The following is a 12902-nucleotide window of genomic DNA, read 5'->3' as shown; positions in this document are numbered from 1 at the left end:
TCAGGCCGCCTCAGAGGCCGAGCCGGTGGCGGCCAGGGAGGTGACGGCGACCGCGCGGAAGGCGATCCCGTGGCGCTTCTGGCCGTTGAACTCGTTCTCCCACGGCCGGGCGATCAGACCCGTCAGCGCTACGGGGGTGCCCATGGCCAGGTCACTGGAGATACCGGGCTCCGGGACGGTGATGGAAAGGATCTCGACCTCGTCGTTGGCCGCGAACATCACGTCCACGGTCATCAGCTTGACGCCGTCGGCGTCGGTGGCGATCTCACCGGTACGGCGGTCACGGACCTTGGGCTGCGGGGCCTTGGCGACCATCACGGTCGCGCCGGACGTCTCAACGGGAATCTGACGCATGATGGAACTCCCTTGCGAGGGGCGGGAGCGGCGTACTTGCTTGGCGGTGGGTCGCCGCTCTCGTGTATTGACAGATGAATGCAGCAAAGCTGCGGGGAGCGCCCCTACTGGTGCGCACCAGTAGGCTGCATCTGGTGCGCACCAGATGTCAAGCGCCGTCGCTGCTTCGGCATCTCAACTCGCCTTGCTGCGATGGTTCTAGGGAACCGTCTCCGCCAACGCCCCGGTAGCCAACAGGGGTTAACACCTGACGCGTTAACCCCTGCCGACCTGCGGTGATCTCAGGCATGCTGCAATGAGGTCTCTGTAACCCAGGCAGGGCGGCGCCACGTGACGAACGGACTAAAGACAGCAAGGAGCGCACGGGAGTGGTCGCAAGAGCGGCTCGTTCGGGAGATCGAGCGCTATGCGCGACAACACATGCTCGACGTCGCATCAACAGCCAGCCTGCGCGTGTACGTCTCGGAGTGGGAGAACGGCCGGCGCTCCATCTCAGCCCGCTACGCGAAGATACTGCGAGCGCTGCTCGGCATCACAGACGACGAGCTGGCGGGCAGGACAGAGTTGCTGGTGCCTGCCGCCACGACCGACGGATACGACGAACTGATGGGCCGTATCGACGCGGCTCGCAGCATCAGCGTGACCATGGTGAGCACGTTCATGGATCAAACGGAACTGCTCAGGACCGTAGACCGGCAGATGGGTGCAGCAAGCCTGGTCGACCAGATGACGGCACACCTTGCGACGCTTGAGGACGCTCTCACCTTCGCCGTACTGCCCGAGACACGGCGTCCAGTCGCACGTGCCTTGGCTGGAGCAGCGACACTGGCCGCCTGGCAAGCACTTGACGTCGGAGCCATCGAGCGAGCCTGGCGGCACTACGAGTTGGGCAAGCGAGCCGCCCAAGAGGCCGAAGAGCCGATGTACCTGGCACACGCCACAGCCGAGCAGGCCTACGTCCTCTGCGACGCCGGACGCTCACCCATGGCAGTGCAGCTCATCCACGAGGCCCAGCGACTTGGCGGAAAGGCCATGTCCCCACGCCTTACGGCCTGGTTGTACGCCGCCGAAGCCGAGATCTGCGCCCGAGCGGGAATGCCCGACGACTGCAAGCGCGCACTGGAGAGCGCGGCGCGCTCCCTGCCCTCGGGTGACGAAGCCCGTGACCCCGACATGCTGAGCATCTTTCTCAACGGCGGGCACCTCGCCAGATGGCGGGGTAACGCGCTGGCCCTGATCGGGGACGAAGAAGCGGTAGAAAGCCTCTACACCGCTCTGGACACCGCCGACCCGACGTTCATACGGGCCTCCGCAGGTATGCGTTGCGACCTGGCCCAGGCACACATAGCCCGCGGCGAGTACGACCAGGCGCACAAGCACCTTCGCCAGGCCCGCCTGATAGCGAACCGCACCGGGTCCGTACGCCAACGGCGTCGAGTCGAACAGCTCACGCAGCGTTTGTAGGCGGAGCTCCAGCACCTCGTGCGGAGAGGACATGGAGCAAGGCCACGAGCGTGCCGGAGCCCATGAGTTCACCCCGGGCCATGAGGCCAGGAATGTCGGCGAGCGGCACCCAGGCGATGTGCCCGGCCTCCTCCAGATCGGACGGCTCACCAACGAGCTTGGCGCCCTTGCCCACGAAGATATCGTGCGGCGAATCGACCATGCCCACCATGGGCTGATACGTGACCACGTGCTCCAAGGAGTTCGGCCGCCAACCAGTCTCCTCCTCGACCTCACGCAGCGCCGTCTGCAGCGAGTCCTCCCCCTCGTCGACGATGCCGCCCGGGAGTTCCCATCCGAACGAGTCGGGCACGAAGCGGTAGCGCCACATCATCAGGACACGGTCCTGGTCGTCGATCACGGCCGCGATGGCCACGTGATGAAGTTTCACGACATGGTGCTCGAAGCGCTCGACCCCTGGCGGTTCGACGTCGACGAGGCTGAGCTTCACCCAGCGGTTGTCATACAGAGTCCGCTCGCCATGGATCTGCCACGGTTCCACATCAGCCGGCGCCTGCGTCGTCACAGAACGATCCGGCACCCGGTAGGAGCTGCGGCCGTGTACCTCAATCACACTCTCCGCAACGAGCTTGGCGAGCACCTGCCGTAGCGCGGTCCGGCCGATGGCCAGCTCTTCCGACAAGGTCCGCTCAGACGGGAGCTTGGAACCTGGCGGGTACTGTCCCGTCGCGATCCACTCGCGAATCGTGCGGTAGACCCGCTCCGACTTGGGTCCCATCCGGTTAGCACGCTCCCTGTCGTCCTCTTATGTCGGCCGGCACAAGGGTAGCCCGGAGCCCACTCTCAAGAGTAGGCACTGACGACGTGGATGATCAGCAGCCAAGCCGAGGCAGGCGGCGTCAAGAATCTCCCGGGACCGGACAAGATCAACAGCCAAGAGCGCGGTAGAACTTTCCCTACTTCATCAAGGCGGCTCGCTCCGCTCACCGCGCGCGGCACGGCCCCCGGCCGGGCCTGCGCTCCTGTCTCCGCCACGCTCCAGCCCGGCCGACGCCCGTGCCGCGCACAGCAATCAGCCACCCGATGCCAGAGAAGAGGTACGTCGTGGCTAGGGCGGTCGGCTCCACGGCTTTACGGAGCCACTTTGGCGCGAGCCTCGAAGATCATGGCCCCAACGTCGTGCTTTACCGGGCAGGTCCACAGACTGCCCGACGCGCCGCAAGCTTACGGGGCCATGATCACTCGCGCCAAAGCAGCGCCACCCCAAAGCCGCTCCACCACCCTCGTCTACCTGCTCAAGTATTCGAAGGCGACCCGGGCCGCCTCACTTGTCGCGCGGTGGCCCCGGATTGCACACAATGCCACCGCCGAATACTCCCTGCCTCGTTTCAACGATCGCACCAGGTCCGACATTGCTTCTCGATAGCGATCCCGAGCCGACGACTGCTTCGACTTAATCCACCACCTTTGCGCCTTGTCAGCATCATCGCAGAGTTTGAGGATCTCGGCGTATACCGCGCGGCGAGCTTCCACCAAATACACGTGATCCAAATGGTAATATCGGGTGGAAGTGTCGACTTTCTCCTGAGCTGCACTGTCAATGTCTGCCCAATGAGGATTAGCGGACACTTGGCCTGTCTCATCGAACCAGAGCAAAGCTACGTCAGTGGCGCAGCAAGGGTCAATCAGCAGGGGCACCTCCTCGGACAGGATATCGTCCGGGCCCTTAGCCCGTTGAGAGCCTACGAGGATGGGGAAATAGTCCGACTTACCGCCAGCCGTGCCATCGGGGCCCTTACGCCAAGAGTTACAAAAAGTGCAAGCGAAACGAAAGTTCTTATAATCGAAGGCTATCCACCAGTAACCCGGATGGTTCTCACCTCTCACCGAGGACTTCGGTCTGTAATGGTCAACCGCGTTGTCTGAACGGTGATCGCGAGTTTCACAGTACCAACATTTGCCGTTACTCACGGCCGCCAGGTCAGCCTTTAGGTCACGCCAGAGCTTGCCGTTCTCCTCAATGATGCGCGCTCTCTCTTTGGCAGTACTTGCAGCCGCTAGATTCTCCTTCACCTTCCTTGCCGACTCAAGCCACGCAGCGCTAAGACGGAGTCCTACCTCTTCAATGTCAATGAAAATCAAATCCGACCCCCATCAATCATCAACATCAAACAGATCACGCACGATTTCGGCTGCCTCTTGCCTGTTCTGCTCAATCTCTTCGCGTGACAGAACGACCTCGTCCTGCGGCTGGCTCTGTGCGCGGAACTTGGCCCGCAAGAACTCTTGGAATTCTGGGTCGCGGTTTTCGAGCAAGAGCCCAAGCCCCCTCAGCTCATGGCCCAGAGCTGAAAGTTCCTGCTCCTCGTCAGGGGTCAGCACAGACTCTCTCGACGCTAGCTCCCTCTTACGGTCAAGCTTCCTCAGAGTCTCCAGATCCAGTTGCGATCGAAGCCCATAAACATCACTTGTGAGCAGGGCGCCGACACCCATACCCCTTGGATCCTCAAGCGGCTCAAGAGCGACAATCCTGCCGTCTTCTCGACGCTCTAGGATTCTGACCTCATCTTTGGTGAGGCTTGCGACAACCAAAGGGTCATGGGTCGCCATGAGTACCTGAGAGCCTGCATCTAGTCCCCCAAAGTCATGCAAGAACTCTTTGTACTGAACGCTCCAGGCGGGATTGAGATGCGTGTCCGGCTCATCAAGGAGGAACAATGATTCCTCTTCTTTGGTGAACCGCATGAGCCCCAGGACCAATAGCAATTGCTGCTCACCTTCACTAAGCTCTCTAAAGGTCAGCGGGGCATCAGCCTTATTGAGTGACACTCGAATTCTGACATCGTTGATGAGCTCAGAAATGTACGTGCTTTCAAGCGCCTTGAAAAACTCTTGATTGCTTTCATAGCCACTCGCCAACTCCCTGACCTCCTCTAGGCCAGCCAAATAGAGGAACAAATGTTCAGAGCGGATGTGGCTATTGAAACCTGTCCTAACGCGGGTCCTCAAGCGTAGTGGTGCCAGCGAAAGACGGTAGAGGCTATCGAGCAACCCCCTCACGGTACCGCGCGCATTCCAGAAGCGCGGATCACCGTCATTGCTGTTCCATGAAGGCTTCTGCATCACAAACAAAACGGAGTCCAGCCCTTGAATACCGAGGTGATCTCGCAGAAGGGACTGAACTGCCGGGTCATCATCTAGAAAGAATGCGAGAAGCACAAAATTAGAGTGAACATTTCTCGCGTAAAATAGCGGTCTAATCGGCTTGTCGTTACCACCGACCAAGTCTTTATAGAATCGCTCCTGATGAGCAATAAAGTGGTCCTCGAGGCGATTACTTGGGCCGGAGTAGTAACCAAACACGTGCCGCGGCCGGTATCGCGCGCCTGCAGCCCCGGTGAAACGCCCCGTTGGAACGATCTCTCCGCCGACTGAACAGCTAACACGATATCTTCCGTCTTGCTCCCAAGCGGACACCTCAACGTCGTACTGTCGGATAAGGTACCGGATCCTGTAGGCGAAAGAAGGCGCCACACCTAAATCTAGATCGCGAAAGATCAGTGTTATTGCCTCGAGCAAATTCGACTTGCCGGCCCCATTCCTACCAACAAGCACTGAGACACCAGAGGTGCCGTCGAACTCCACTCGGAAATCGCGGAGATTTTTGAATCTCGGAATCTCTACTTCCAGGAGACGCATCAGGACGAGACCTCAAGGAATACGGCAGTGTCATCCGGACGGTGCACTTGCACAAGGCCGTTCCTTTCGAGATCGCGCAGCAGGAAATAGAACTCGTCAGCATCCTCTTCGGTCAATGCCAGAGAAGCATAGAGCTCTTCGGGAGTGGCCCTTGTGCCTGCAGCCCGCAAGGCTTCGATAAGCCTATCTCTGCTTGGTGAAGCCTTCGCTGTCCTCGCGGATACTCGCTTTTTTGCCGCCACTTCTTTCTTCCTGTTCCCTCGCGGAGCTTGTCTGACCTGTGCCCGCAAACTAGATACGAGATCAACTGACGTTCGTGCTCCAGTACGCTCGCTGGAAATCTCCTGTGCCAAAGATCCATATGCGAACGACGAAATCAGGGCGCGCTCAATCGCAGCAGACCGCTTAAGACCCGACTCGACCTTCTCCCGCAGCAGATCCAACTCGGAAATCGCATCATCCAACAGCGACACCAGTTCACGCTGTTTCTCGGCACTAAACAGCGGTACGGGCAATTGCCTTACATCAGCCAGGTTCAAGCCTGGCATGTTGATTCCTCGCATGCGTCCCCGCAGCCAGGTCTGAGCTGTACCACTCGCCAACCAGTGTGCCAGGAAGGAGCTGTCGATTTCGGCACCTGGCCTGAGCCGTGCGGTCCCCTGAGTGATGTGCGCACCATCTAGTTCCTGCGGAACGATGGCTACCCGTGTGTGACGGATAATTCCCAACAACACATCGCCCGGTCGCAGTGCCGATCTTTCATACTTGCGCGCAATTTCCGGACTAGTGCGCCGCAGTTGATCCTCTAGGATCTCTCCCTCGCGGAGATCTTGGCCCCGAATGTATGGCACACCATGTTCATCATCGATGTCTGGCCCGGGTTGGTGAATCCCGTAGACGATTGGCGCGTGCGCATCAACCACCTCGCTGGCCTTCCTCCACTCCCCTCCGGCCAGCTCCGAAGGCGATTCCAAATCGACATGGGTATCGCCCAGGATGATCCGGTCACGAACTTTCCGCGGGAGGTCAGAAACGATAGGCATAGCCTTCTGTAGCGCATCCGTCGTCAGATCAACGAGGTCCTGTCCCTCTCGGGCCCTTTCCACGATTTCCCGCTGAACTTCAAACGGTGGAACGGGGAACGGGAGATTCCGGAATCGCTTGAGCCCGAGATTGACAATGTTGGTCGTACCCCGGGCTAGAGCCGAAAACACACCACTATGCTGATAGGCTCGAAAGACCAGCAGGGCAAAATTTGGATTAATCTCCTCACGGGGCCGGAATCGAATAATGTGATTCTGGAAGTAGAGCTCCTCGACCTCTCCGTTGTACAACGCGGATCGACCAACTAGCTCCCTGCTTTGCCCCTCGCACAGAAGTACGTCACCGGCCTGAAGTTTGTAGCGAAGCCTCGCTTCAGGTGAGAAGGACATGGTAGCGAGGTCTTCCAGGTCCAAGCGGTCATCGAAGACGTTCGCCACTCGCAGATAAGGGCGAACGTCAGGGCCATTGGCTGCAGCAGGAGTACGCTGCTGCCCGGCAATCGCCTCGCCGGCCTCGCTTACTAGGCATGTGGACCAGGCTTCCGGGAAGTTGAGGTTCTCGATCATTCGCTGGCCCCTTGGGGAGTGTCGGCACCGGCGAGACCGTAGGCCCCCAAGATTCGTTCCAGCGATTCGACCGCAGACTTGGCGGTTTCCAGTTCGCTGCTAAGCAAGTTTGTTAGGTCAAGCAGGTTGCCGGGCTCAGTCAAGCTGTCACTGTTGAACTTCTCTGCTTTATCGAGACGTTCCCCATCTGCCGCAATCTCCTCCCGCGTAAGGTAGTGAAAATACTTGCTCGCTTGGCGGGAACTCCTGCCGTTGGCGTCATCTCCATAAGCTGCTACAAAGTCGTCGAGATCTCTATCGGTTAGCTGCCTACGCTTCCCGTATGTAGCACCTCCATTGCGGAGGTTGTAGAACCACGTGCCATCGCTCTTGCCGTCATTCGAAACGAAGAGTACTGAAGTTCTAATGCCGGTTGCGTAGAAAATGCCAGTCGGAAGGCTCAGGACCGTGTGGAGGCGAAATTTGTCCAGCAGTACTTTCCTGATCGAGCAGGCTACGCCAGCCTCGAAAAGGACATTATCAGGTACGACAATGGCCGCTCGCCCATGTTTCGCGAGCGACTTGTAACAGTGTTGGATGAAGGCCAACTGCTTACTAGATGTGGGGAAGTCAAGTTGTTTCTTTTGCTCCGCACTTAGCGAGCCTTTTAGTCCGAAGGGCGGGTTCGTGAGGATGACGTCAGCCGCTGGCTTCAGAGGGGACTGACTCAAAGTGTCAGCGTTCTTGATCTCACCCCGCAGCTCGTGCAATAGGAGATTCATGAGAGCCATGCGCTGCACATCATGGACCAACTCATTACCAGCCAACCGAAGCTCACCGCTGCCCATCGAGCGTGCAAACAGGCCTGCGGCCACTAGGAATCCAGCGGTTCCGGTAGCGGGGTCATATACTACTTCTCCCCCGGTTGGCTTCAGTACCTTCACAAGTGCATCGACTACTGGGCGAGGCGTGAAATATTGACCCGCACCATACCGAGACTCTTGGGCATTCTTCTCAATCAAGCCCTCATAAACGTCACCCAGGCCGTTCTGCCTCGCCCTGTACCAATCAATAGCGTCGATCTCAGCGATGAGCTTATACAGCGATGCACTATTGCGGACCTTAGTGGATGAATCTGTGTAGATTTCCCGAACGATCTGAGACTTTGTCGTGGAAAGGCTTGCGAGGGTGTTCTCGTATACGGAGAGCGCTTGGGACGGAGGCGCCGATCGCAAGGCTTGCCAGCGGCTTTCACGCGGGATGAGTTGTTCGATTTTTAGCTCGTCAGCCAGTTTCAGAAATAGCAGGTAAGACAATTCGTTCAAGTACTCGTGGTATGTGACCCCCTCGTCCCGGAGTACAGAACAGAGGGACCAGAGCCGACGCGCGACGTCTGAAGTGTCTTGCATGTTGGCCATCTCCGCAGCTAGTTACTGGACTTGCTAGGGGACTTGCACGCCCCCCACGCATCACCATCCGTCCGTTTTCGCCTGGTTTACCCTTGTTCGCGACATGTTGGATGATGCACTTGCCTAAATCTTATGCTCCTCCGTGGTCGACGCTCACGTGGGCTCGGCAACCGGTACTCCTGCTGGCGCATGCTGGTACTTCAGAGGGGCCCGAGGTAAGAGTCAACCATTTCTTCCCGGGCGGATGACAGGCTGTCAGCAGTGAATATCTCGCCCTGTCATGCCCTGCTGGAAGACTGTCCCGGAGCAGCGCGTATGGCGTTCGAGGAGGTCGGCGCTAGGCCAGGGGCGTTGTGCTGGTTACTGGCTGCAGACCGGTTCTGCAGGCGGGTGATACCACAGAGGACCCCATAGACGCCGTCACCACGTCGCCGACAGCCCCGCGCACAGACGAAAGCGTGCTCCCCATGGGCGTACTTGGCGGCAGTCGACGTTGTGATGGCCTTTTAGCTTTCGGTCGCGCCCGGCCGTGCTGGACGTACGTCGGCATGCTAGAGGCCCCGACAGCCGGCGACCAATATCACGAGCCATGCAGTCCTCATCCGAGCCAGGCTAAGGGCTCCTCCTTGCAGGTAGTCCCTCCCTCTCCGCGGCGCGCTGGGTATCGCTTCCCAGGGACGCCTAGCGACAACCACGTCGCATGCTGCGGCTCGCCATCGACCTCCGGTCCATGACCTATCTGTGGACGAACGCGGCTCCCAGTACAGGTACTGCCTATCTGACCTGCTGGAACATGTGGAACACACGCGCCCTCCGGAGCCGTGCGCATCGACCCGGAGTGTCAACCAGAGTCGCTGCCGACCGTGATCATGCTGCCTTGTCTCTGTACGCCTCGACACTCATCGGCTGCCGACCAGCTTCAGCTCTCCGTCACTCCTCCTCAAGGTCTGGGAGTGCGTCGAGCATTGCCTGAGCATCAGGCGCTACTTCCACGCTCGGGTCATTCTTGATGGCGTACTGCTCGGGCAGCCTGAGCTTACGCACCTGCTCCCAGGTGAGGGGCCCTTCGCTGCCCTCGATGTACGCCATCAGAAGCTCGGCGGAGAGCTGGTCCCTCTCCATCCTGATCGTGCGCTTGCGGAACATGCTCATCGCCATCTCAATCATGACCGATAGATCCGCCTCATCCACTTCCCGGAGTACGGAGAGAAGGGTTCGCAGGCGCTCGGGCACGGTGTCGTCGGGTCGGACGCCGCACCACTGCTCGGCCACCATTTCCGCGACGCGGCGCTGTGGCACCTCCAGGGCCTTGGCTAGGTACGGGAACAGGCCCGGCTCCGGAGGATTCTCGATCTCGTTCCACCGCACCTTGTTCCACCAGGTCACTGACCGCTTGAAGTCGCAATCGTGAGCCATCTCCTGGTACGTCTTGCCCGCTTGGGTGTTGAGCCGGGCCACCCGCTCGCTGAATGCGTTCGCCATGGCGAGAGCATCAGCTCAGGTTTACAAGTTGTCAACTCTCGTTGATGTCAATTGGCTTTTCTGCTAGAGCACTTCACCCAGCACCGCTGGCGCGTTCCTGACGGAGACGTCGGCACGGCTGCCCCCTGCCGCGGTCGGCCGCTCGTGGGGGGCCTTCAGCGCTGAGTGGCCAGCCCTCGCGCACCGGCGGCCCTCCGTCGAGGGCCGTCGGCCTTGCACATAGCTGGAGACAGCCAGGTTCATCCAGAGCCCTATGCTGCCTGCTACTCAGTCCCGTCTGCGGTGCCCAGACGCGACCGGCCTGCGTCCGCGGCTGGTCGCTACGCGCAGCACGCCCCGTAATGCGCTGGTCAACTGGGCGGCGAGAAGGTGCAGCTCCTCCAGGTCTTCGGTGTCGTCGTCGAGTACCTGACGTGCGTGCTCAAGCAGTTGGGACGCCATCCCAAGCTGGTACGCCTCGATGTGGTCCGCCAGGCGGGACACGTAGCCCCCTTGGTCACCCGTGCTCAGATAGCACGGCTTGCCGTCCGGCCCCGCCCAGGGGAGAAGCCTCAGTTCGTCCTGTGCCGTCATCCCTTTACTCGCCCCTCGGTGGCCTCGATGTTGAGCGCCGGCATGCCGCTGGATGTCGAGTTCGCTGCGTCGCCTCCGGGCCAGGGCTGGCCAGATACCGCGTGGCACAGGCAGCCGCAGGCCTCGTAGATCAGGGGGAGGTCGACCGGCGCCAAATCCGGAGTAGATTCCGCGCAGGCCTGGTGCGTGCCGATCTGGCAAGCAGCCGAGCGGTACGAGGTAGCTGAGATGTCCGAGCCGAGAATCTGCCGCCGCGAGGACGTCACTGAACCCCCAGGAGATTCGACCAGGCGTCGGTCGACAGGTAGGGAGCAATGACGACCGTCGGGCGCCGTCGGGTGCGGTCTTCTCGCGCCAGCACGTACGGACGGACGAGTTCACTGTCCTCGCCCCTGAGCAAGTGTCGATGGCTCGGCTCGTCGACGGCCTGCGCGAGGGCGACTGTCGGCTCGTCAGCGGATGCCGGGGAAACGGGGTCGATCAGTGGTCGCGAGGGCCTTAAGGTGCGGCGGTGCCTGCCCTTGGGGGCATGCCGCGCTCTGGCGAGAGCAACGGCGCGACGGATACGGTTGAGCATGCTAGTCAGTTCCTATCGCTGATGGCTTGGTCCCCCGACATCGCTCGTCGCGGGGACCGCTTTGCGTACGACCGCCCAGAGCGTGCGGTCGTTCAGGCTGGTGGCGAGCAGCCCGAATCGATCGGCCTCGGCCACCACTTCCAGGACCTCCCGCCATAAGTCGGTGGAGAGAGACTCCGGCACTGCCGCTTCGACCGACGTGTGCCGGTCGTGTTCCTCCACGCGCGCGGGAAGTCCGAGGTCGGACAGCTGGGCAGCGATGGCTGCCGCGCGAACTCCCGAAGCGGGCACAGGGCAGCCTCCGTCACCGACGATCACTTTGAGTGAAGTTAGTTAACTAGATTAGAGCTAGTGGACTAGATTTTCTATATGCCTGAGCAGCCGCCCTATCTCCGCATCGCCGACGAACTCCGGCGGCGGATCGCGGAACACGTATGGGAGCCCGGGGACCGCCTGCCCTCCCGCGCCCAGATCGGCCAGGAGTGCGGCGTGGGCGAGAACGTGGTCCGCCGGGCTCAGGAGCTGCTGATCTCCCAGGGTGTGCTGGAGGGGCGCGCCGGTTCGGGCACCTACGTCGCCGAGCCCCGACAGCGGGTCCGGGTCGTCCGGTCATCAGCGCGGGAGCAGCCCAGCGGATCACCCTTCCGGGCGGACATGAAGGCCCTGGGAAGACAAGGCGATTGGGAGAGCCGGACCGAGGCCAAGGTGCCGGCTCCGGCGGACATCGCTGCGCGGCTCGGCCTCGCCGAGGGCGATCTGTGCGTCCGGACCACGTACGAGTTCCTTGCCGACGGCAGGCCGGTGCAGCTGTCCACGAGTTGGGAGCCGTACGACCTCACCGCCGGCACTCTCGTCGTCCTCCCCGAGTGAGGGCCGCACGCCGGGGCGGGAGTCGTGAACCGCATGGCCGCGATCGGCGTCACCGTCAGCCACGCCGTAGAGCAACCGGAGCCGAGGCAGGCGACCGCCGAAGAGGCGTCACTGCTCGGTATCCAGAAGGCCGCTCTCGTGACGCACATCCGGCGGACGTACTACAGCGACGACGGGCGGCCCGTGGAGACAGCGGACATCGTGGTGCCCGCCGCTCACTGCGAGATCGTCTACGAGATCCCGATCAACCGCTAGCTCCCCTCACCGGGCGGCTCCGGCTTTGCGCGCCAAGTAGGGTCCCCAGACATGACGACTTCTCCTGATCACGTCGACAGCAGAGAAGACCTGGCAGCCTTCGTTCGTTCCTTGCGTCGCAGTCACGCCGAGAACGGAGGCTCATGGGAGAACGCGGACCTTCCGAGCTTCCTGGACGCCCTGGCCGCCTGGATGGATGACGCCGACGGCTGGTACCGCAACACCGGCCGGGAGTTGCCGCCCGGCGGCGATTGGGCGTTCTTCGCGCGAGCTCTGCAAGCGGCGACGACGTACGAGTAGTCCGAGCCGCGTCGAATGCGTGTCGAAGGCCAGACGATGACGCGCGCTGCACGATAAGAGAAGCAGGTCAGGAGGGGCATGACCCCAGACCCACCAAGCGCCTTCTAAGCGCTTGGCCGCAGGTTCGAGTCCTGCCGGGGGCGCAAGTCTCCGCCCTCCCCTAGGGAGGGCGTTTTTCGTGTCGGTGCTTCCGTCGGCGTTGAGACGACCTTGTGGCGGGTTTGCTCCTTGCTCGCCTGTTCGACGTCACATGTCATTGGTTCGAACGTGACGCGACCAACGGGGGGCCTCGTCGTGCTGCACGAGAGAACGGGCGACGGCAGATCCGGA

Annotated in this window: 10 protein-coding genes and 1 pseudogene; 3 read left to right on the top strand and 8 right to left on the bottom strand. The window is 61.1% G+C overall.

All coding sequences use genetic code 11. The features are described 5' to 3' along the window. Complete coding sequence (locus AOQ53_RS33870) at positions 1–354, bottom strand: SCO3933 family regulatory protein (protein ID WP_059423151.1); 354 nt, start codon at positions 352–354, stop codon at positions 1–3. A gap of 420 nt (positions 355–774) precedes the next feature. On the opposite strand from AOQ53_RS33870, the gene AOQ53_RS33865 reads away from it, so the two are divergent. Further along, positions 775–1818, top strand: a complete 1044-nt coding sequence (locus AOQ53_RS33865; protein ID WP_201785094.1) for a tetratricopeptide repeat protein — start codon at positions 775–777, stop codon at positions 1816–1818. Here the strand turns inward: AOQ53_RS33865 and AOQ53_RS33860 are convergent. From AOQ53_RS33860 to AOQ53_RS42055, 7 genes are all read right to left on the bottom strand, one after another. Next, positions 1802–2596: an NUDIX domain-containing protein gene (locus AOQ53_RS33860; RefSeq protein ID WP_078945633.1), complete on the bottom strand. Its 795-nt coding sequence runs from the start codon at positions 2594–2596 to the stop codon at positions 1802–1804. The genes AOQ53_RS33865 and AOQ53_RS33860 overlap by 17 nt on opposite strands. Before the next feature lie 1376 nt (positions 2597–3972). Continuing rightward, positions 3973–5517, bottom strand: a complete 1545-nt coding sequence (locus AOQ53_RS40055; protein WP_063889042.1) for an AAA family ATPase — start codon at positions 5515–5517, stop codon at positions 3973–3975. Further along, positions 5517–7127 carry a restriction endonuclease subunit S gene (locus AOQ53_RS42075; protein WP_078945632.1) on the bottom strand — a complete coding sequence of 537 codons (1611 nt, stop codon included), beginning with the start codon at positions 7125–7127 and terminating at the stop codon, positions 5517–5519. The genes AOQ53_RS40055 and AOQ53_RS42075 overlap by 1 nt, the downstream gene beginning before the upstream one ends. Further along, on the bottom strand, positions 7124–8524 hold the full coding sequence (locus AOQ53_RS42070) for a class I SAM-dependent DNA methyltransferase (RefSeq protein WP_078945631.1): 1401 nt from the start codon (positions 8522–8524) through the stop codon (positions 7124–7126). The genes AOQ53_RS42075 and AOQ53_RS42070 overlap by 4 nt, the downstream gene beginning before the upstream one ends. 921 nt (positions 8525–9445) lie before the next feature. Continuing rightward, the gene (locus AOQ53_RS33850; protein ID WP_059423147.1) at positions 9446–9997 is read right to left on the bottom strand and encodes a helix-turn-helix transcriptional regulator; all 552 of its coding nucleotides are present in this window, start codon (positions 9995–9997) and stop codon (positions 9446–9448) included. A 267-nt stretch (positions 9998–10264) separates the two neighbouring features. Next, positions 10265–10570 (bottom strand): hypothetical protein, encoded by a 306-nt coding sequence (locus AOQ53_RS33845; RefSeq protein ID WP_059423145.1) that lies wholly within the window; start codon positions 10568–10570, stop codon positions 10265–10267. 589 nt (positions 10571–11159) lie between these two features. Beyond that, positions 11160–11438 carry a hypothetical protein gene (locus AOQ53_RS42055; RefSeq protein ID WP_078945628.1) on the bottom strand — a complete coding sequence of 93 codons (279 nt, stop codon included), beginning with the start codon at positions 11436–11438 and terminating at the stop codon, positions 11160–11162. Between the two features lie 78 nt (positions 11439–11516). On the opposite strand from AOQ53_RS42055, the pseudogene AOQ53_RS33835 reads away from it, so the two are divergent. Together AOQ53_RS33835 and AOQ53_RS33830 are read left to right on the top strand one after the other, a co-directional pair. Next, a pseudogene (locus tag AOQ53_RS33835) lies at positions 11517–12272 on the top strand (GntR family transcriptional regulator). A 51-nt stretch (positions 12273–12323) separates the two neighbouring features. Continuing rightward, complete coding sequence (locus AOQ53_RS33830) at positions 12324–12572, top strand: DUF7660 family protein (RefSeq protein ID WP_059423141.1); 249 nt, start codon at positions 12324–12326, stop codon at positions 12570–12572. The last annotated feature ends 330 nt before the right edge of the window (positions 12573–12902 follow it).

Source organism: Streptomyces azureus (assembly GCF_001270025.1).
GTDB classification, from domain to species: domain Bacteria; phylum Actinomycetota; class Actinomycetes; order Streptomycetales; family Streptomycetaceae; genus Streptomyces; species Streptomyces azureus.
The sequence above is the reverse complement of the archived record's forward strand: the minus strand, read 5'-3'. Positions and strand labels throughout refer to the sequence as shown.